17 protein-coding genes are annotated in these 21,071 nt (G+C 64.0%); 6 read left to right on the forward strand and 11 right to left on the reverse strand.

Features of this window, described 5'->3' with window-relative positions:
* Nucleotides 1–183: 183 nt before the first annotated feature.
* The 9 genes from ACNJYA_RS05760 to ACNJYA_RS05800 form a co-directional block, all read right to left on the reverse strand.
* Complete coding sequence (locus ACNJYA_RS05760) at nt 184–1,413, reverse strand: ABC transporter substrate-binding protein (protein ID WP_172784956.1); 1,230 nt, start codon at nt 1,411–1,413, stop codon at nt 184–186.
* Between the two features lie 182 nt (nt 1,414–1,595).
* Entirely contained in the window at nt 1,596–2,822 is a 1,227-nt protein-coding gene (locus tag ACNJYA_RS05765; RefSeq protein WP_439365654.1) for an ABC transporter substrate-binding protein, read from the reverse strand.
* A 254-nt stretch (nt 2,823–3,076) separates the two neighbouring features.
* Complete coding sequence (locus tag ACNJYA_RS05770; RefSeq protein ID WP_260382016.1) at nt 3,077–4,303, reverse strand: ABC transporter substrate-binding protein; 1,227 nt, start codon at nt 4,301–4,303, stop codon at nt 3,077–3,079.
* Between the two features lie 117 nt (nt 4,304–4,420).
* Nucleotides 4,421–5,656: an ABC transporter substrate-binding protein gene (locus ACNJYA_RS05775; protein ID WP_172784953.1), complete on the reverse strand. Its 1,236-nt coding sequence runs from the start codon at nt 5,654–5,656 to the stop codon at nt 4,421–4,423.
* A 30-nt stretch (nt 5,657–5,686) separates the two neighbouring features.
* Nucleotides 5,687–6,706, reverse strand: a complete 1,020-nt coding sequence (locus ACNJYA_RS05780) for a branched-chain amino acid ABC transporter permease (RefSeq protein WP_172784952.1) — start codon at nt 6,704–6,706, stop codon at nt 5,687–5,689.
* 2 nt (nt 6,707–6,708) lie between these two features.
* Entirely contained in the window at nt 6,709–7,587 is an 879-nt protein-coding gene (locus tag ACNJYA_RS05785) for a branched-chain amino acid ABC transporter permease (protein WP_172784951.1), read from the reverse strand.
* Nucleotides 7,588–7,600: 13 nt separating this feature from the next.
* Nucleotides 7,601–8,314: an ABC transporter ATP-binding protein gene (locus ACNJYA_RS05790; RefSeq protein ID WP_035711291.1), complete on the reverse strand. Its 714-nt coding sequence runs from the start codon at nt 8,312–8,314 to the stop codon at nt 7,601–7,603.
* A complete protein-coding gene (locus ACNJYA_RS05795; RefSeq protein ID WP_439402211.1) occupies nt 8,311–9,108 on the reverse strand; it encodes an ABC transporter ATP-binding protein in 798 nt (265 codons plus the stop codon). The genes ACNJYA_RS05790 and ACNJYA_RS05795 overlap by 4 nt, the downstream gene beginning before the upstream one ends.
* Nucleotides 9,109–9,174: 66 nt before the next feature.
* Complete coding sequence (locus ACNJYA_RS05800) at nt 9,175–10,041, reverse strand: IclR family transcriptional regulator (protein WP_172784948.1); 867 nt, start codon at nt 10,039–10,041, stop codon at nt 9,175–9,177.
* A gap of 130 nt (nt 10,042–10,171) precedes the next feature.
* Here ACNJYA_RS05800 and ACNJYA_RS05805 point away from each other — a divergent pair, with 130 nt between their 5' ends.
* From ACNJYA_RS05805 to ACNJYA_RS05830, 6 genes are all read left to right on the forward strand, one after another.
* Nucleotides 10,172–12,268, forward strand: a complete 2,097-nt coding sequence (locus tag ACNJYA_RS05805; protein ID WP_439365655.1) for a 3-hydroxyacyl-CoA dehydrogenase NAD-binding domain-containing protein — start codon at nt 10,172–10,174, stop codon at nt 12,266–12,268.
* Nucleotides 12,269–12,386: 118 nt separating this feature from the next.
* Nucleotides 12,387–14,069: a dicarboxylate--CoA ligase PimA gene (pimA, locus tag ACNJYA_RS05810; protein WP_439403383.1), complete on the forward strand. Its 1,683-nt coding sequence runs from the start codon at nt 12,387–12,389 to the stop codon at nt 14,067–14,069.
* Nucleotides 14,066–15,253, forward strand: coding sequence for an acetyl-CoA C-acyltransferase (locus ACNJYA_RS05815; protein ID WP_439402212.1), 1,188 nt, complete (start codon nt 14,066–14,068; stop codon nt 15,251–15,253). Before pimA ends, ACNJYA_RS05815 begins: the two co-directional genes overlap by 4 nt.
* A 16-nt stretch (nt 15,254–15,269) precedes the next feature.
* Complete coding sequence (gene pimC / locus ACNJYA_RS05820) at nt 15,270–16,460, forward strand: pimeloyl-CoA dehydrogenase large subunit (RefSeq protein ID WP_439365657.1); 1,191 nt, start codon at nt 15,270–15,272, stop codon at nt 16,458–16,460.
* Nucleotides 16,461–16,624: 164 nt separating this feature from the next.
* Nucleotides 16,625–17,767 carry a pimeloyl-CoA dehydrogenase small subunit gene (gene pimD, locus ACNJYA_RS05825; RefSeq protein ID WP_439402213.1) on the forward strand — a complete coding sequence of 381 codons (1,143 nt, stop codon included), beginning with the start codon at nt 16,625–16,627 and terminating at the stop codon, nt 17,765–17,767.
* A 170-nt stretch (nt 17,768–17,937) separates the two neighbouring features.
* The gene (locus ACNJYA_RS05830) at nt 17,938–18,711 is read left to right on the forward strand and encodes an SDR family NAD(P)-dependent oxidoreductase (RefSeq protein WP_172784942.1); all 774 of its coding nucleotides are present in this window, start codon (nt 17,938–17,940) and stop codon (nt 18,709–18,711) included.
* On the opposite strand, the gene ACNJYA_RS05835 is transcribed toward ACNJYA_RS05830, so the two are convergent.
* Complete coding sequence (locus ACNJYA_RS05835) at nt 18,692–19,561, reverse strand: hypothetical protein (protein ID WP_172784941.1); 870 nt, start codon at nt 19,559–19,561, stop codon at nt 18,692–18,694. The genes ACNJYA_RS05830 and ACNJYA_RS05835 overlap by 20 nt on opposite strands.
* Before the next feature lie 29 nt (nt 19,562–19,590).
* Nucleotides 19,591–20,997, reverse strand: a complete 1,407-nt coding sequence (locus ACNJYA_RS05840) for an MBOAT family O-acyltransferase (RefSeq protein WP_439402214.1) — start codon at nt 20,995–20,997, stop codon at nt 19,591–19,593.
* Nucleotides 20,998–21,071: the final 74 nt, after the last annotated feature.

A 21,071-nucleotide genomic window follows, 5' to 3' on the forward strand; every position in this document is an offset into this window, starting at 1 on the left:
GGCCTTGAGCAGACGGGAGTGGCGGCGACGAGGTCGCCGCCATCTGCCTACCGCATCGTGCGCCAAAGCGTAAGCGGCCTTTGCCATCATTCGATTGTGCAATCGCGTGATCAAAATTGCCGCGCAAAGAAAAGCCCCCTGCGTGATCGGCGCAGGGGGCTCGTTGTCCGCGCTTTGCAGCTTCTAGCCGCCGGCGTCGGCGCTGATCACGTCACCGAACAGATCCCACTTGTCGCCCTTGAACTTCATGAGCTGGAGCGAGCTGATCGGCGCGAAGTCGTTCGGCCCGGTATTGATCTTGATGCCGGGCAGCAGCACTTCGGTGCGGAAGTCCTTCAGGCTCGCGGCCTGCTTCATGACGTTCTCGCGCGTGAGATTGTCGCCACACTTCTTCAGCACTTCGACCAGCGTCTGTGCCACGCCGTAGCCGACGATGGTGCCGCCGTCGAGCTTGTCGCCTTCGGGGAAGTACTTAGTCATGAACTCCAGGAACGCCTTCATGCCGGCGTCGTCCTTCCACTGCGGATCGGAGACGTCCTTCAGATAGGCGGCCGAGATGATGTCCTGCGAATTCTCGAAGCCGGCGGGCTTGATCACGCTACCGACCGAGGCCGAGACGTTGTTGAGGAAGTGCGTCGGCTTCCAGCCGATTTCGGAGATCTTCTTGATCGCCTGTGCCGCGAATTTCGGCGTGGTGATGTTGATGAACACGTCGGCGCCGGTCGCTTTCAGCTTGACGATGTGATTGTCGATGGTCGGCTCCGACGTCTCGTAGCTTTCCTCCAGCACGATCATGCTCGCGGCCTTGGCGCCCAGGCCGTCCTTCAGGCCCTTCAGATAGTCCTTGCCGTAATCGTCGTTCTGGTAGAGGACGCCGATCTTGGCGTTCGGCATGGCCTTGAGGATGTACTTGGCGTAGATCTGCGTCTCGCTCTGGTAGTTGGGCTGCCAGCCCATCGTCCACGGGAAGTTCTGCGGATCGTTCCACTTGGTGGCGCCGGTGGCGACGAACAGCTGCGGCACCTTCTTCGAATTCATGTATTTCTGGATCGCGGTGTTCGGCGGCGTGCCGAGCGAGTTGAAGACGAGCAGCACCTCGTCGCTCTCGACCAGCTTGCGCGCCTGCTCCACCGTCTTCGGCGGCGAATAGGCGTCGTCGTAGGAGACGAAATTGATCTTGCGGCCGTTGATGCCGCCTTCTTCGTTGATCTTCTTGAAATAGGCGGCTTCGGTGCGACCGATGATGCCGTAGGCGGAGGCCGGTCCGCTGTAGGGCATGATGTTGCCGATCTTGATCTCGGTGTCGGTCGCGCCGGTATCGTATTTCTTCTGGGCCGATGCAGTGGAGGTCGCAGCTGCAATGAGCGCGAGCGCCAGTGACGCGGCCGCAAATTTGCCGGTGACAGCGGGCATTCCAATCTCCCTGTTTTTTTCTTGGTGTGTGCGTCCCTTTTCTTGGCTTGATTGTTTTTGGCGGCGCGAGCGCAATTCAATACGATTTGCCCAGAAGCTTCAAGGAAAAGCCCCTGCGGCAGGGCCGCAGGGGCTGCGTCTTTAGTCGATTGGGACTTACGTCTTTAGCGACTGGTTAATGGTCAGCCGCCGACGTCGCCGCTCAAGACCTCGCCAAATCGCTCCCAATGCTCGCCCTTGAACCGGATCAGTTGCAGCTGCGAAATCGGCGCGAAATCGGCGGCCGAGGTGTTGACCTTGACGCCCGGCAACAGGCCCGCCGGCTCGAAGTCCTTGATGTTGGCGGCCTGCTTCATGATGTTCTCGCGGGTCAGATTGTCGCCGCAGGCCTTGAGCACGTGAGCGAGGCCTTGGCTCACGATATAGCCATACATCACCGAGGCATCGGCGCGGTTCGCTTCCGGATAGTACTTGTCCAGGAATTCGTTCCACGCGATCATCGCCTTGTCGTCCTTCCACTGCGCGTCGGTCGGATCCTTGAAGTATTGCGACGAGATGATGTCCTGCGCGTTCTCGAAGCCGGCCGGCTTGATCACGCTGCCGATCGAGCCCGAGACGTTGTTGAGGAAGTGGAGCGGCTTCCAGCCGATCTCCGCGTTCTTCTTGATCGCCTGCGCCGCGAATTTCGGCGTCGTGATGTTGAAGAACACGTCGGCGCCGGTCGCCTTGAGCTTGACGATGTGGGAGTCGATGGTCGGCTCCGAGACCTCGTAGCTTTCCTCCATCACGATCATCGAGGTCTTGCCGCCGAGCCCGTCCTTGAAGCCCTTCAGATAGTCCTTGCCGTAATCGTCGTTCTGGTAGAGCACGGCGATCTTGGCGTTCGGATGGTTCTTCAGGATGTACTTGGCGTAGATGATCGACTCGCTCTGGTAGTTCGGCTGCCAGCCCATCGTCCACGGGAAGTTCTGCGGATCGTTCCACTTCGTTGCGCCGGTGGCGACGAACAGCTGCGGCACCTTCTTCTGGTTCATGTACTTCTGGATCGCCGAGTTCGGCGGCGTGCCGAGCGAGTTGAAGATCAGCAGCACCTCGTCGCTCTCGACCAGCTTGCGCGCCTGCTCCACCGTCTTCGGCGGCGAATAGGCGTCGTCGTAGGTGACGAAGTTGATCTTGCGGCCGTTGATGCCGCCTTCCGCGTTGATCTTGCGGAAATAGGCCTCTTCGGTCTTGCCGATCACGCCGTAGGCGGACGCGGGACCGCTGTAGGGCATGATGTTGCCGATCTTGATTTCGGTGTCGGATGCGCCGGTGTCGTATTTCTTCTGCGCGGACGCTGCCGTGGAAAGTGTGGCGGCCAGCACGAGGGCAGCCGAGACGGCCCCCAATCGCACATGCATTGCAGGCATCTTGCTCTCCCTAGGTGGGTTTGATTGTGTCGATTGTTCTTGTTGGGAGCGATCGTTGCTCGTCGCTCCGTCGTGTATTCAATACCTATCCACGGCCGTCAGCAAGACAAACGCCCCGCACGAGCATCGCGGGAGCGGAGATCTTTTCGAAGCCGACTCGGAATATTCCGGCGCGTGAGATTTTTGCGGGGCAAACTCACCGCGGGAGTTGCCTTGTGAAGAAGCAGCTATCTTGAATTGTGCCGCCGCGGCGCTCAGTGGCTCATCTCGCTCGAGATGATGTCGCCGAACAGCTCCCATTTCTTGCCCTTGAAGCGCATCATCTGCAGCTGCTCGATCGGGGCGAAATTGTCCGGCGCGGTGTTGATCTTGATGCCGGGCAGCAGCGTGTCGGGTTCGAAGTCCTTCAGGCTGGCGGCCTGCTTCATGACGTTCTCGCGGGTGAGATCGTCGCCGCACATCTGCAGCACCTTCACCATGGTCTGCGCGGCGGCGTAGCCGAACACGACGCCGGCATCGAGCTTGTTGGCCTTGGGCTGGTATTGGGCGAGGAAGTTGTAGAATTTCTTCATGCCGTCATCGGCATTCCACTGCGGGTCGGAGCCGTCCTTGGTGTAGGTCGCCGACAGGACGCCTTGCGAGATTTCGATGCCCGCCGGCTCCAAGACGCCGCTGATCGAAGCCGAGACGTTGGAGATGATCTGCATCGGATGCCAGTTGATCTCCGCCGCCTTCTTGATCCCCTGCACGGCGAATTTCGGGCTGGTGATGCTGATGAAGACGTCGGCGCCGGAGGCTTTCAACTTGACGACGTGCTCGTCGATCGCCGGCTCGGAGCTGTCATAGGCTTCTTCCAGCACGATCATCGAGGCCTTGGGCCCGAGGCCCTGTTTCAGCCCCTTCAGATAGTCCTTGCCGAAATCGTCGTTCTGGTAGAGCACGCCGATTTTCGCCTCCGGCTTCTCCTTCATGACGTATTTGGCGTAGATGCGCGCCTCGCTCGCGTAGCTCGGCTGCCAGCCCATGGTCCAGGGATATTGCCTGGGATCGTTCCATTTCGAGGCGCCGCTCGCCACGAACAATTGCGGCACCTTCTTCTCGTTCATGTATTTGCGGATGGCGCTGTTGGTGGAGGTGCCGAGCGAGCCGAAGATCAGCAGCACATTGTCGCTCTCGACCAGCTTGCGTGCCTGTTCCACCGTCTTCGGCGGCGAATAGCCGTCGTCATAGGAGATGAATTTGATCTTGCGGCCATTGATGCCGCCCTCGGCATTGATCTTGTTGAAATAGGCTTCCTCGATCTTGCCGATCGCGGCATAGGCGGAGGCCGGACCGCTATAGGGCATGATGTTACCGATCTTGATCTCGGTATCTGATGCGCCGCTGTCGTATTTCTTTTGCGCCAGCGCTCCGCTGCTCGTTGCGGTGCACAAGGCGAGCGCGGCCCAGAGGAGCGCAACCTGGGAACGAGCGGCGGCCATTGTTCTCCTACTCCGGGATGGATCGATCGCATTGAACAAGATTGACGCCTGTCGTCAACAAAAAGCCCCCGCGGCTGTCCGCGGGGGCTCCTCGTCTTGGATGATAGCGTCAGCCCGTCACTCGGAGGCGACGTCACCGCTGATGATTTCGCCGAACAGTTCCCACTTCTCGCCCTTGAAGCGCATCATCTGGAGCTGCGCGATCGGGGCGAAGTCGGTGGCGCCGGTGTTGATCTTGACGCCGGGCAGCAGCGTATCCGGCGCGAAGTCCTTCAGGCTCGCGGCCTGCTTCATGAGGTTGGCGCGGGTGAGATCGTCACCGCACATTTCCAGCACCTTGGCCAGGGTCGAGGCGGCGCCATAGCCATAGACCATGCTGGTGTCCGACTTGTCGGCGCCCGGCATGTACTTGTCGACGAACTCGTTCCACCTCTTCATGCCGGGATCGTTAGCCCATTGCGGGTCCGTCGAGTCCTTGGCATAGGCGGCCGACAGCACGCCCTGCGCGTTCTCGAAGCCGGCCGGCTTCATCACGCTGCCGACCGAGATCGACACGTTGGTGAGGATTTGAAGCGGCTTCCAGCTGAGCTCGGCGGTCTTCTTGATGGTCTGGGCGGCGAATTTCGGCGTCGCGTAGATCAGCAGCACGTCGGGATTGGCGGCCTTGATCTTGACGATGTGGCCGTCGATCGACGGCTCGGAAACCTCGTAGCTCTCCTCCAGGATGACCATGGACGAGGCCTTGGCGCCGAGACCGTCCTTGGTGCCCTTGAGGTAGTCTTTGCCGAAATCGTCGTTCTGATAGAGGATCGCGATCTTGGCGTCCGGCTTCTCCTTCATCAGCCATTTCGCGTAGATGTGGGCTTCGCTCTGGTAGGAGGGCTGCCAGCCGATGGTCCAGGGGAAGTTCTTCGGATCGTTCCACTTGGTGGCGCCGGTGGCGACGAACAGCTGCGGGATCTTCTTGGCGTTGAGATATTTCTGGATCGCACTGTTCGAGGGCGTGCCGAGCGGGTTGAAGACGGCCAGCACCTCGTCGCTCTCGACCAGCTTGCGGACCTGCTCGACGGCCTTCGGCGGCGAATAGCCGTCGTCATAGGTCACGAAGTTGATCTTGCGGCCGTTGATGCCGCCCTTGTCGTTGATCATCTTGAAATAGGCTTCTTCGGTCTTGCCGATGATGCCATAGGCCGACGCCGGACCGCTGTACGGCATGATGTTGCCGATCTTGATCTCGGTATCGGACGCGCCGGTGTCGTATTTCTTTTGGGCGAGTGCAGCGCCGGAGGTGAGAGTGATGGCCGCCGTTGCCGTGACCAGCGCGGCGGCTCGCAGTGTTCTTCCAAAATACAATTCGGTCTCCTTGGTTAATTCAACGGGTCTTCAGTTCTTCCTGAGCTTGCCGACGAGTTGCTGGCCCAGGATCGCGACCTGCCTTGCACCATGCGGCACGAGGTAGATGACGAGGAACAACAGCACGCCGAACACCGCGCCGGAGAGGCCCTTGGAGATGCTCTCGGCCATGTTCGGCACGAAGATGATGAAGGCCGCACCGACGAACGAGCCGGGCAGCCAGCCGACGCCGCCGACGACCATGCCGAGGAACAGCGAGATCGCGAGCGTGATGGTGTAGCTGTCGGGTGCGACGAACTGCACCGCGATGGCGCCGAGCGAGCCGGCAACGCCGGTGATGCCGGCGGACACGCCGAACGCCAGCGTCTTGTACAGCGCGACGTTGACGCCCATCGAGGAGGCCGCGATCTCGTTGTCGCGGATCGCCATGAAGGCGCGGCCGGAGCGGGAGCGCAACAGGTTCACCGAGAAGATGTAGATCAAGACCGTCACGATGAGCGTGAAATAATAGAGCCACATGTCCTGCGACATCGGCAGGCCGAACGGCGCGTCCGGCTTGGTGACGACGAGGCCCTGCACGCCGCCGGTCCAGTGCTCGAGGAAGTTCAGCTTGAGCAGCTGCGGCATCGCGGTCGCGAGCGCGAAGGTCGCGAGCGCGAGATAGACGCCGGACAGCCGCAGCGCCGGCTTGCCGAACAAATAGCCGAATGCGAAGCAGACCGCAGCGGAGATCGGAATGGTCAGCGCGTAGTTGATGTTGGCGTGCTCCATCAGCACGGCCGAGGTATAGGCGCCGACGGCGTAGAACGCGCTCTGGCCGAGCGAGAACTGGCCGCTTCCGCCGGTCAGGATGTTCAGCGCCAGCACCGCGAGCCCGTAGATCAGGAGCATCGTCATCTGGAAGATGATGAAGTTCTTCACGAACATCGGCACGATCAACAGCGCCGCCAGCACCACCAGCGAGGTGCCGGTGCCCAGCGTCATGGCCCGCTTCGGAACCGCCTCGACCGCCTCGTGGCCTTCGGCGACGACTTCTTCTGCTGCGCTCATGATCAAACTCGCTTGACGATGTGCCGGCCTAACAGACCAGCGGGTTTGACGACCAGGACGGAGATGATCAGCGCGAGCGCGATCGGGAGCTTCAGCTCGTTGCCGACGCCCGGGATGTAGGTGCCGGCGAGATTCTCGAAGACGCCGACCAGGAAGCCGCCGACCACGGCGCCCAACGGGCTCGACAGTCCGCCGAGCACCGCCGCGGCGAAGCCGTAGATCAGGACGCCGCCCATCATGTTGGGCTCGAGGAACACGACAGGGGCGATCAGCATGCCGGCGATCGAGCCGATCGCGGTCGCCATGCCCCAGCCGAGCGCGATCATCCAGCTCGTGTTGATGCCGACGAGGCGGGCCGATTCAGGCACCGAGGCGGCCGCGCGCATGGCGAGACCGATGCGGGTGTACTGGAAGAAGAAATAGAGCCCGAGCAACAGCAGCACGGTGACGCCGATCATGCCGGCCTGGTGGGTCGAGATCAGCTGGCTGCCGAGGAACGGCGCGGAGCCGAACGGCGTCGGATATTGCTTGATGGTGAAGTCCCAGATCAGGCCGGCCGACGAGTTGATGATCGCAAACAGCGCGATGAAGCCGGCGACGTTGGTGAGCACCGGTGCCTTGGCGAGCGGCTTGAACAGGATGCGCTCGATCGCGATGCCGGCAACGAAGGAAAATGCCAGAGTGATCAGGAAGGCGGCCCAATAGGACACGCCCCACTGCATCAGCTGCCACGAGATGAAGGTCGAGAACATCGCCATCTCGCCCTGCGCGAAGTTGAGATGGTCGATGGCCTGGTAGATCATGACCACGGCGAGCGCCATGCAGGCGTAGATCGCGCCCGTGGCGATGCCGGCCAGGACCTGGTTGGTGAACAGCTCCATTGTGCCGGCTCCCTCAGTAACCCAGATAGGATTTGCGGATTTCTTCGTTGTTCGCGATGTCCTTGGCCTTGCCGGACATCACGATGCGGCCGGTCTCGATCACATAGGCCTGGTCGGCGAGCTCGAGCGCCAGCTGGGCGTTCTGCTCGACCACCAGGATCGACACCTTGTCCTCGCGGTTGATCTTGCCGAGGATGCCGAACAGATCGCGCACCACCAGCGGCGCGAGGCCGAAGGAGGGCTCGTCGAGCAGCATCAGCCGCGGCCGCAGCATCAGGGCGCGGGCGACCGCGAGCATCTGCTGTTCGCCGCCGGAGAGCGTGCCGGCCTGCTGGGTGTGGCGCTGCTTCAAGACCGGGAAATGCGCATACATGCGCTCGATGTCGGAGACGATGCCGGCGCTGTCCTTGCGGGTGATCGCCCCGAGCTGGAGATTCTCCTCGACCGTCATGGTGGTGAAGGTGCCGCGACCCTGCGGCACATGGGCGATGCCGAACCGCACGATGCTCTCGGTGGAGCGGTTGTTGAGCGGCTTGCCGTCGAACTCGATTCCGCCGGTCGAGCGCACCATGTTGCAGATCGCGCGCAGCGTCGTGGTCTTGCCGGCGCCGTTGGCCCCGAGCAGCGTCGTCAGCGAACCCTCGTTGAGCGAGAACGACAGGCCATGGAGCGCCTGGACCTGACCGTAATAGGCGCGCAGGTCCTTGACGTTGAGCAGTGTCGTCATTGGTCCTTGCTCCCGAGATAGGCCTTGATGACGTCGGGGTCCGCCTGCACCTGGGCGGGGGTACCTTCCGCGAGCTTCTTGCCGAAATTCAGCGCGACGACGTGGTCGGCGATCGACATCACGAGGCCCATATGGTGCTCGACCAGCAGCACGGTCATGTGGCGCTCGTTGCGGATGCGGCGGATGAGGTCGCCGAGCACGTGGACTTCCTCGTGGTTGAGGCCGCCGGCGGGCTCGTCGAGCAGCAGGATCTTCGGGTCCGCCGCCAGCGCGCGCGCCAGCTCGACCCGCTTCTGCGTGCCGAAGGGCAGGCCGGAGACGATGGTGTGCGCGACGTCCTCGAGGTCGAGATAGGAGAGGATCTCGTGGACCTTCTTGTTGACCGCGGTCTCGCTGCGGCGGACCCAGGCAAGCTTCAAGGAGTCGCTGATGATGTCGCTGGAGGTGCGGGCATGCGCGCCGACGCGGACGTTGTCCATCACCGACAGGTTCGGGAACAGAGCCACGTTCTGGAAGGTGCGGCCGATGCCGATCTCGGCGATCCGGTGCGGCGGCCGCGACAGGATGCTCACGCCCTCCATCAGGATGTCGCCGGACGACGGCTGGTACAGCCGCGACAGACAGTTGAACAGCGTGGTCTTGCCGGCGCCGTTCGGGCCGATCAAGCCGAGGATCTGGCCCTTGTGCATGTCGAAGGACACGCCGTTGAGCGCGACGATGCCGCCGAACACGACGCTGACGTCGCGAACCGCGAGCAGGGGCGATGTACCCTGCGCGAGCTGTGCCTGCGTCATCTCGTCTCGCTCACGTCATTCAGTGAGCGATGGGGCGATCCGAGCCGCTCCCGGTGATGACAAAGGCTATCTGAATCCCTCGGCCACACGCGCAACTTTTCCTCCTGATTTCAGCTTTTTGCCGATGTCTTTTTTTGAATGCGGCATCAGACCCCCGAGCGCCGCTTCGATGTTCCTTACCATCGCTAGGAGACGCGGTCCAATGTCGTTGATCAAGCGCTCTTCCGTGAAACGGAATGCGGGCGCGCCGCAATTGAATGCGTATGGTCCGGTTCCGTCGTTGAGCTTGAGCGCGACACCGGCCGCGCCGATGTCGTCGTGCCAGTCGCCGACCGAAATCGCAAAGCCGTATTTCGCGACGGTCTCGCCGGAACGTTCCAATCCCTCGCGCATCTTCGGCCAGCGGCTGCCGTAATGTTCGCGCAGGATGCGCGACACGTCAGCGCGACCTTCGTCGTCGAGCGCCCAGAAATAGGCGCGGCCCATCGCGCTGGTTGCAATCGGCACGCGCGAGCCGACGTCGAGTTGAACGCCGACGGTCTCGCTGCCGCGGCTCTGCCCGAAATAGATCATGCTGTGGCGGTCACGGCCGCCGACGGCGACGGCGCCGCCGGTCGCGCGCATCACTTCCTCGCGGAACGGCTCGGACAAATGCCGAACGCCCAGATTGGCCAGCGCCGCGTAGCCGAGCGACATCGCTGCAGGTGCGAGCTGGTACTTCTCGAACCGGGGAACCGGCGTCAGATAGCCGAGCTTGGTCAGCGTGTAGGTCAGGCGCGACACGGTGGGCTTGGGCAGATTGGTGCGCGAGGCAATCTCCTGATTGCCGAGCAGGCCGTCATTGGGGTGGAACGCGCGCAATACTTCCAGTCCGCGGGAAAGCGCGACGACGAAATTCCGATCGGTCGCGGTCTTCTTTCCTGTACGCTTCATCCCTGATCTGCTTCTTGCGCGGAGTCGTTGACAACGTCCGTGCTTCAAAATAACCCTGCCGTCAAGATGCGGAATTAAATTCCGCACCGCGAAATCGAACAAAAGTAAATCCCCACCAAGGAGGGACACCGTGAGCGAAGTGGTCAAGCTTGAGCGTCATGACGAAGTCGGGATCGTCACGGTCAACAGCCCGCCGGTCAACGCGCTGAGTGCCGCAGTCCGCGGTGGGATCCTCGAGTGCATCAAGGCGGCGATCGCCGATCCCGCCATCAAGGGCATCGTGCTGACCTGCGCCGGCCGCACCTTCATCGCCGGGGCCGACATCACCGAGTTCGGCAAGCCGCCGAAGCCGCCTGCCCTCAACGACGTGCTGTCCGAGATCGAAAATTCGCCCAAGCCGGTCGTTGCCGCCATCCACGGCACCGCGCTCGGCGGCGGCCTCGAGGTCGCGCTGGCCTGCCATTTCCGCGTTGCAGTGAAAGAGGCCAAGCTCGGCCTGCCCGAAGTCAAGCTCGGCCTGTTGCCCGGCGCCGGCGGCACCCAGCGCCTGCCCCGTGCGGTGGGCCCAGAGCTCGCCGTCAAGATGATCGTCGGCGGCGACCCGATCGGGGCGGCGGAAGCGCTGAAGAACGGCCTGATCGAGGAGATCATCGAGGGGCCGGCGTCCGGTGGCGAAGCCTTCGTGCGCAAACTGCTGGCCGAGAAGCGCCCGCTGCGGCGCCTGCGCGACGACGATTCCAAGCTCGCGGCGGCCAAGGCCGACCGCTCGATCTTCACCAATGCGGTTGCGGCAATGACCAAGAAGTCGCGCGGCCTGGAGGCGCCGTTCGCGGCGGCCGATGCCGTCGGCTACGCCATTGACCTGCCCTTCGACGAAGGGCTGAAGAAGGAGCGCGAGGGCTTCCTCAAGCTCGTCGCCAGCGACCAGTCCAAGGCGCAGCGCTACGCCTTCTTCGCCGAGCGCGAGGCCAACAAGATCGCGGGCGTTCCTGAAGGCACCAAGCCGCGGCCCGTCAACCGCGTCGCCATTCTCGGCGCCGGCACCATGGGCGGCGGCATCGCGATGTCCTTTGCCAATGCCGGCGTGCCCGTAACCCTGATCGAGACCGGCGAAGAGCAGCTCAAGCGCGGCATGGGCATCATGCAGAAGAACTGGGAAGCGACCGCCGCGCGCGGCGGCATCCCGGCCGATGCGCCCGCCAAGCGGATGGCGCTGATCAACGGCGTCGTCGGTATCGAGAATGTCGGCGATGCCGACCTCGTCATCGAGGCCGTGTTCGAGACCATGGCGGTGAAGAAGGAGGTGTTCGGCAAGCTCGACCAGTACGCCAAGCCCGGCGCCGTGCTCGCCTCCAACACCTCGTACCTCAACATCGACGAGATCGCCAAGTCGACCAAGCGTCCGCAGGACGTGCTCGGCATGCACTTCTTCTCGCCGGCCAACGTCATGAAGCTGTGCGAGATCGTGCGCGCCGACAAGACCGCGCCGGATGCGCTGGTGACCGCGGTGTCGATCGCGCGCAAGATCGCGAAGGTCCCGGCCGTGGTCGGGGTCTGCGACGGCTTCGTCGGCAACCGCATGCTGGCGCAGCGCGGCAAGCAGTCCGAGAAGCTCCTGTTCGAAGGCGCTCTGCCGCAGCAGGTCGACGCCGTCGTGACGAAATTCGGCATGCCGATGGGGCCGTTCGCAATGGGCGACCTCGCCGGCCTCGACATCGGCTGGCGCTCGCGCAAGGACCGCGGCATCAAGTCGGAGATCGCGGACGCGCTCTGCGAAGCCGGCCGCTTCGGCCAGAAGACCGGCAAGGGTTACTACAAGTACGAGCAGGGTTCTCGCGCGCCGCTGCCTGACCCCGATGTCGAGAAGCTGATCGACGAGACCTTGCTGCGTCTCGGCCGCAAGAAGCGCGTCGTCAGCGACGAGGAGATCCTCGAGCGCATGATGTATCCGATGATCAACGAGGGCGCGAAGATCCTCGAAGAGGGCATCGCCGCGCGTCCCAGCGACATCGATGTGGTCTGGCTCTACGGCTACGGCTGGCCGATCTATCGCGGCGGCCCGATGTTCTGGGCCGACAGCGTCGGCCTGAAGCACATCGCCGATCGCCTGGCCTTCTACGCCAAGGAGACCAACGACCCCAGCCTCGAGCCCGCCCCGCTGCTGAAGAAGCTCGCGGCGGAGGGCAAGACGTTCGCCTCGCTCGCGGCCGAGTCGAAAGCGGCGTGATGGCCGCTTCGTCTCAACCTTTGTCATTCCGGGATGCGCCGCAAGGCGCAGGCCCGGAATCCATAACCCCAGCTGGTGGCTATGGATTTCGCGAGTGCTCGCTCAAGCAATCAAGAAAATGACCCATCCCGGCGAACAGTTTTATCCCGAGGGCGTGCGGTGGGACGACACCATCGTCCAGGGCACGCTGCCGGATCTCCTCGCGAAGGCCGCCGCCGATTATGGCACGCGCACCGCGCTGGAGTTCCGCGACCGACCGATCAGCTACACCGAGCTCACAGCTCAGGCCGATCGCGCCGCCGCGGCGTTCCTGCGCGCCGGATGCGGCAAGAACAGCTCGGTCGCGCTGTTCCTCGGCAACACGCCCGATCACCCCGTCAACTTCTTCGGCGCGCTGAAGGCCGGCGGCCGCGTCGCGCATCTGTCGCCGCTCGACGGCGAGATCGCGCTGACGCACAAGATCACCGATTCCGGCTCGCGTGTGCTGGTCACCTCCAACCTCCAGGCCCTGCTGCCGACCGCGCTGAAATTCCTGGAGAAGGGCCTGATCGACAAGCTCGTCGTCTGCGAGGACGATCATTGGGGCAAGGTCGGCACGCCGCAGGCGGCGATCCCCGACGATCCCCGCATCGTCACCTTCAAGACCTTCGTCGAGGGCGCCGCCGCGCCTGCGCAATGGCCTGTCGTCGCGGCCGATGACGTCGCGCTGCTGCAATATACCGGCGGCACCACCGGCCTGCCCAAGGGCGCGATGCTCACCCACGGCAATCTCACCTCGGCGGTGTCGATCTACGACGTCTGGGGCAAGCCGGCGCGCGCCGCCCGCGGCGACGTGATCGAGCGCGTGATCTGCGTGCTGCCGCTGTTCCACATCTACGCGCTCACCGTGGTGCTGTTGTCCTCGCTTCGGCGCGGCAATCTGATCTCGCTGCATCAGCGCTTCGACGTCGAAGCCGTGATGCGCGACATCGAGGTCAAGCGTGCGACCTATTTCCCGGGCGTTCCGACGATGTGGATCGCGATCGCCGCGCTGCCCGATCTCGACAAGCGCGACTTCTCCTCGCTCGTTACCATTGGCTCCGGCGGCGCGCCGCTGCCGGTGGAGATCGCGAGCTTCTTCGAGCGCAAGGTCGGCAAGAAGCTGCGCAGCGGCTGGGGCATGACCGAGACCTGCTCGCCCGGCACCGGCCATCCGCCCACGGGTCCCGAGAAGCCCGGCTCGATCGGCCTGATGCTGCCCGGCATCGAGCTCGACGTCGTCGCGCTCGACGATCCCAGACGCGTGCTGCCGCCGGGCGAGATCGGGGAAATCCGCATCAAGGGCCCGAACGTCACCAAAGGCTACTGGAACAAGCCGGCGGGATCGACCGAGGCCTTCGTCGACGGCCGCTTCCTCACCGGCGACATCGGCTATGTCGACACCGACGGCTATTTCTTCCTGGTCGACCGCAAGAAGGACATGATCATCTCCGGCGGCTTCAACGTCTATCCGCAGATGATCGAGCAGGCGATCTACACCATTCCGGGCGTGCACGAGGTGATCGTGCTCGGCATTCCTGATCCCTATCGGGGCGAGGCCGCAAAGGCCTTCATCAAGCTGAGGCCGGACGCAAAGCCGTTCTCGCTCGACGAGCTGCGCACCCAGCTCGCCGGCAAGCTCGGCAAGCACGAGCTGCCGGCCGCGGTCGAGTTCGTCGCCGATCTGCCGCGCACGCCGGTCGGAAAATTGTCCCGCCACGAATTGCGCCAGCAGCAGAAACCGTCACAATCCACTTCACAAGCATCAGGAGGTCGCTCTTGACCGACGCCGTCATCGTTTCCACCGCCCGCACCCCGATCGGCAAGGCCTATCGCGGCGCGCTCAACGCCACCGAGGGCGCAACGCTGCTCGGCCACGCCATCGGCGAAGCGGTCGCCCGCGCCAAGATCGATCCGAAGGAGGTCGAGGACGTCGTGATGGGCGCAGCGCTGCAGCAGGGCGCGACCGGCGGCAACATCGCGCGCAAGGCGCTGCTACGCGCCGGCCTTCCCGTCACCGTCGCCGGCACCACCATCGACCGGCAATGCGCCTCGGGCCTGCAGGCGATCGCGCTCGCGGCGCGCTCGGTGATCTTCGACGGCGTCGAGATCGCGGTCGGTGGCGGCGGCGAGTCGATCAGCCTCGTGCAGAACGACAAGATGAATGGCTTCCACGCCCAGGATCCGGCGCTGCTCAAGATCAAGGGCGAGGTCTACATGCCCATGATCGACACGGCGGAAGTCGTCGCCAAGCGCTACGGCATCTCGCGCGAACGCCAGGACGAATATTCGCTGGAGAGCCAGCGCCGCACCGCGGCCGCGCAGCAGGGCGGCAAGTTCAAGGACGAGCTCGCCCCGATCACGACGCAGATGGCGGTCACCGACAAGGCGACCGGCGCCGTCTCGATGAAGGAAGTCACGCTGTCGCAGGACGAGGGCCCGCGCCCCGAGACCACGATCGAAGGTCTCGCCGGCCTGAAGGCCGTGCGCGGCGAAGGTTTCACCATCACCGCCGGCAATGCCAGCCAGCTTTCCGACGGCGCCAGCGCCTCCGTGATCATGAGCGACAAGGAAGCCGCCAAGCGCGGCCTTGCGCCGCTCGGCATTTTCCGCGGCTTCGTCTCGGCCGGCTGCGAGCCGGACGAGATGGGCATCGGTCCGGTCTTCGCCGTGCCGCGCCTCTTGAAGCGCCACGGCCTCACCGTCGACGACATCGGCCTCTGGGAGCTGAACGAAGCCTTCGCGGTGCAGGTGCTGTATTGCCGCGACAAGCTCGGCATCGACCCCGAGAAGATCAACGTCAACGGCGGCGCGATCTCGGTCGGCCATCCCTACGGCATGTCCGGCGCGCGCCTCACCGGCCACGCTCTGATCGAAGGCCGCCGTCGCAAGGCCAGGTACGCGGTCGTCACCATGTGCGTCGGCGGCGGCATGGGCGCGGCCGGGCTGTTCGAAGTTTTGCAGTAATTCACAGGAGGATCCGATGGATCTCGCATTCACGAAAGAAGAGCAGGCGTTTCGCGACGAAGTGCGGCAGTTCTTCCGCGACAACGTGCCGCCGGATACGCGGCGCAAGCTGGTCGAGGGCCGTCACCTCTCCAAGGACGAGATGGTGACGTGGTGGCGCATCCTCAACAAGAAGGGCTGGGGCGTCAGCCATTGGCCGAAGGAATATGGCGGCACCGGCTGGAGCTCCGTGCAGCACTACATCTTCAACGAGGAGCTGCAGTCCTATCCGGCGCCGCAGCCGCTTGCCTTCGGCGTCAGCATGGTCGGCCCGGTCATCTACACCTTCGGCAACGAGGAGCAGAAGAAGAAGTACCTGCCGCGCATCGCCAATGTCGACGATTGGTGGTGCCAGGGTTTTTCGGAGCCCGGCTCCGGCTCCGACCTCGCCTCGCTGAAGACGAAGGCCGAGCGCCGTGGCGACAAGTGGATCATCAACGGCCAGAAGACCTGGACCACGCTCGCCCAGCACGCCGACATGATCTTCTGCCTCTGCCGCACCGACAACAACGCCAAGAAGCAGATGGGCATCTCCTTCATCGTGTTCTCGATGAAGTCGAAGGGCGTCACCGTGCGCCCGATCCAGACCATCGACGGCGGCCGTGAGGTCAACGAGGTCTTCTTCGACGACGTCGAGGTTCCCTACGAGAACCTGATCGGCGAGGAGAACAAGGGCTGGGACTACGCAAAATTCCTGCTCGGCAATGAGCGCACCGGCATCGCCCGCGTCGGCGTCTCCAAGGAGCGCATCCGCCGCATCAAGGATCTGGCGTCGAAGGTCGAATCCGCCGGCAAGCCGATCATCCAGGATCCCGCCTTCCGCGAGAAGCTGGCGGCCTGCGAGATCGAGCTGAAGGCGCTCGAGCTGACCCAGCTGCGCGTCGTCGCCGATGAAGGCAAGCACGGCAAGGGCAAGCCCAATCCGGCCTCGTCGGTGCTGAAGATCAAGGGCTCCGAGATCCAGCAGACCACCACCGAGCTCTTGATGGAAGTGATCGGCCCGTTCGCCGCGCCCTACGACGTGCACGGCGACGACGGCTCGAACGAAGCCATGGACTGGACCGCCCAGATCGCGCCGAGCTACTTCAACAACCGCAAGGTCTCGATCTACGGCGGCTCCAACGAGATCCAGCGCAACATCATCGCCAAGGCGGTGCTGGGGCTGTGAATCAACAATGACGCTGTCGTCCCCCGCGAAGGCGGGGGACCCAGTACGCCGCGGCGGTCGTGAGTACAGCCGGCGGCTGCGTTTACTGGATCCCCGCCTTCGCGGGGATGACGTCTGAGGGTGAGGACGACGGCAGGACAATTCCCGCCGATTTGGAGAAAAACATGGATTTTGATCTGTCCGAGGAGCAGCGGCTTCTCAAGGAAAGCATCGACGGCCTGCTGACCGATTCCTACGATTTCGAGCAGCGCAAGAAGTACATGGCGGAGAAGGGCGGCTGGAGCAAAACGGTCTGGCTCAAGCTCGCCGAGCAGGGTCTTTTGGGCCTGCCCTTCAGCGAGGCCGACGGCGGCTTCGGCGGCGGCGGCGTCGAGACCATGATCGTGATGGAGGCGCTCGGCAAGGCGCTGGTGCTGGAGCCGTATCTGGCCACGGTCGTGATCGGCGGCGGCTTCCTGCGTCATGCCGGCACCGATGCGCAGAAGGCCGCGCACGTGCCGGGGATCATCGACGGCAGCAAGACGCTCGCCTTCGCCCAGCTCGAGAAGAACTCGCGCTATGATCTGTTCGACGTCACCACGACCGCGAAGAAGAAGGGCGACGGCTACGTGATCGACGGCGAAAAGTTCGTCGTGCTCAACGGCGAGAACGCCGACACCCTGATCGTCACCGCACGCACCAAGGGCGACCGCCGCGACAAATCAGGCATCGGCGTGTTCCTGGTCCCGGCCAATGCCAAGGGCGTCGCCAGGAAGTCCTATCCCACGCAAGACGGCCTGCACGCCGCCGACATCACCTTCACCGGTGTCGAGGTCGGCCTTGATGCCGTGCTCGGCAACCCCGAGGATTCGCTCGCGCTGATCGAGCGTGTCGTGGACGAGGCCCGCGTCGCGCTCTGCGCCGAAGCGGTCGGCCTGATGGACGAATCGCTCAAGACCACGGTCGAGTACATCAAGACGCGCAAGCAGTTCGGCGTCGCGATCGGCTCGTTCCAGTCGCTGCAGCACCGCGCCTCCGACATGTTCGTCGCCACCGAGCAGGCGCGCTCGATGTCGATGTTCGCGACCATGGCTGGTGATTTCGAGGACGCCAAGGAGCGCAGCAACGCGATCGCCGCGGCCAAGGTGCAGATCGGCAAGTCGCTGAAGTTCGTCGGCCAGCAATCGATCCAGCTCCACGGCGGCATCGGCATGACCATGGAGGCGAAGATCGGCCACTACTTCAAGCGCCTCACCATGATCGAAAACACCTTTGGCGACACCGACTACCACCAGCGCCGCGTCGCCGATGCGGGCGGGTTGATCTGACGCCTTGGCGTCATCCCGGGGCATCAAGAGGCGATCGTCCCGGGATCTCTCCACATCGTCATTGCGAGCGAAGCAAAGCAATCCAGGATCCTTCCGTTGAGGCAGTCTGGATTGCTTCGTCGCTTCGCTCCTCGCAATGACGGAAGCCGTTGAAGCATCGAGAACACCAAATGCAAAACACCCCGTTCGATCTCACCGGCAAGGTCGCCGTGGTCACCGGCTCCAGCCGCGGCATCGGCCGCTCCTCCGCCGAGCTGCTCGCCAGGCTCGGGGCCAAGGTCGTGGTCTCCTCGCGCAAGGCGGAGGCCTGCAAGGAGGTCGCCGACGGCATCAATGCGGCCGGCGGTGACGCCATCGTCATCCCCTGCAACATCGCGCGCAAGGCCGAGGTCGAGGCGCTGATCGCAGGCGCCACGAAGCATTACGGCAAGATCGACATCCTGGTCTGCAACGCCGCGGTCAACCCGTATTACGGCCCGCTGCTCGACATCACCGACGAAGCCTTCGACAAGATCATGGGAAGCAACGTCAAGAGCAACATCTGGCTCGCCGCGCTCGCGATCCCTGAGATGGCCGAGCGCGGCAAGGGCTCGGTGATCATCATCTCCTCGATCGGCGGCCTGCGCGGCTCCACCGTGATCGGCGCCTACGGCATCTCCAAGGCCGCCGACTTCGCGCTGTGCCGTTCGCTCGCCGGCGAATGGGGCCCGAAAGGCGTCCGCGTCAACTGCATCGCGCCCGGCCTCGTCAAGACCGACTTCGCCCGCGCGCTCTGGGAAGACGAAGCCAATTTGAAGCGCCGCACCGCCACCACGCCGCTGCGCCGCATCGGCGAGCCCGACGAGATCGCCGGCGCCGTCGCCTACCTCGCCTCCGACGCCTCGAGCTTCATGACCGGCCAGACCATCGTCATCGATGGCGGCGTCACGACCGCGGCGGTGTAGCCCCGCGCGCCGCCAGCGCGCCCTCGATGGCGCGCACCACGATCAGGGCGGACCGCTCGTCGAGATGCACGCCGTCGGCCCAGCGCAGCTCGCCGATCGGCGGATGGATCGGCAGCCAGCGCCCGCCATCCGGGAAGGCCGTGTGGACGATCGCCTTGCTCATCCTGACCATGCGGGACTCCTCGATCTCCGCCGCGAAGGGAATCTCGAGCAGCAAGGCGCGCGATCCCCGCCGCTCGATCTCGTCGATGAGCGCCTTGATGCGCGCCACATTCACCCGCGCCGCAACCGTTGGGTCCTCGTCGTTCATCTGTTGCACGGCGCGGTCGAGATGGATCTTGTTGTCGAAAGTGCTCGGTGGCTCGCCGAGCAGGCGATCCCGCGCCGCGCGCGCCTCCGCGGGGCTTGGCGGGGTGTGATTCCAGGTCTCGTAGGCGGCCACCGCCGTTCGCACCGGGCGCAGGAACCGCGCATCGTTGTCCGCGCCGCCGGAGAATTTCTCGATCAGCGCGTCGTCCGGCAGGCGCGTGAGCACATTGGCCTCGATCAGGACGATCTTCGGCAGGCTTTTCTGCCTTGCGATGATCTCCAGGCTCGTCACCGGCGAGCCGCCGGCCAGCGCCAGGTTGCGGATGCGGGGCAACGAGAAATATTCCTCCTTCAGGCGCCACGCGACCGAGCTGCCGACCAGCACGATGTCAGGCGTGGGCTCCCGGACATAGCGGTTGAGGGTGACGAGGCTGCCGTCGCGCGTGGTGACGGCCGGCTGCTGCAGGGCCGAGCCGAAGCGCGCGGTGGCGAGGCCGCAGGCGAGCAGCAGCATCGCGGCGCCGCCGGCGCACCTGATCATCCACGAAAGTGTCGTATCCTGCCGCATGGTCAGAACTGGAAGTAGATGAAGGCGCTGTCGGGCCCGGCTTCGAGATAGGCCAGCGCCGCCAGCGCACCATAGAGATACGGCTCCCATCGCCGCAACCGGCCGTCGACCAGCGCGCCGATGCCGGCATGCTGGATGATCACCGGCAGCGCGTAGAGCAGGGCGAGGTTATAGAACAGCTTCGGTGGATTGGGCGCGTCCGTCGCGATGAACATGCCCTTGAGGTAGCTGATCGCGTGGTCGAAATTCGGCAGCTTGAAGAAGATCCAGAGCATCGTGACGCAGAAGAACACGACGCCCATCCGGACGACGCGCAACGCAGGGCGGTCGCCGAGAAGCTTCAGGAACGGGCGCTCGATGGCGAGCAGCAGCCCGTGCGCCATGCCCCACAGCGCGTAGCTCAGGCTCGCGCCATGCCAGAGCCCGCCTAGCGTCATCACGATCATCAGGTTGAGATAGGTGCGCAAGCCCCCGTGCCGGTTGCCGCCAAGGGGAATGTAGAGATAGGTCCTGAGCCAGCTCGACAGCGAGATGTGCCAGCGCGTCCAGAACTCCGAGAACGATCTCGAGATGTAGGGCAGGTTGAAGTTCACCGGCAGCCGATAGCCGAACAAGAGGCCGAGGCCGAGCGCGATCGCGGAATAGCCGAAGAAGTCGGCGTAGATCTGGTAGCTATAGAGGAACACGAGCAGCCAGCGGTCCTGCGTGCGCAGCGTCTCGTGGAGCGGGAAGTCCATGTAGGACGTCATCTCGTTGAGATTGTTCGCCACATACAGCTTGAAGAAATAGCCGACGAGAATCCATTTTGCGGCCTCGACGAAGGCGACGTCACTGATCCGCTTGGGCACGATCTGCGGCATGAACTGGGCCGCGCGCGTGATCGGGCCGGACACCAGCTGCGGGAAGAAGATGATGTAGAGGAAGACCTCGCGCAGGCTTGCGGTGCGTTTCTCGCGCGTCAGGTCGACCAGCAGGCTGATGTTGTGAAACACGAAGAACGAGATGCCGATCGGCAGCGGCAGCCGCAGCAGGAAGTCGAGCGGCGCGACGCCGGTCAGGTGGCTTGCGGCGCCATCGACGAACAGGAACTTGTATTTGAAGAACGCCAGCAGGCCGAGGTTGAAGACGATGCCGGCCGGCATCCACACGGCCCGGTTCTCGAACGCCAGCACCAGGCAGACATGGGTACCGAGCACCGCGACCAGCAGCAGCGGCAGCAACTCGGGCTGGCCGAACCCGTAGAAGAACACGCTCGCGGCCACCAGCAGCTGCACCTGGAAGCCGCGCAGCGGCGGCAGGTAATAAGCGCCGAACACGGCCGCCACGAAGACGCCGAACTGAAAGGAGGTGAAAGTCATGCCGCCCCATTGGCCCGACACGGCATTTAGCATTTTGGTCGAGATGGTCATAGCCTTGTCGGCTCTGCCGGGACGCGACTTCTGGTTGCCGGCGTGACGGGCGTCGCTTACCCTCCCCTGGAGGG

Origin of the sequence: Bradyrhizobium sp. BLXBL-01 (assembly GCF_051853025.1) — a bacterium.
Lineage (GTDB): Bacteria > Pseudomonadota > Alphaproteobacteria > Rhizobiales > Xanthobacteraceae > Bradyrhizobium.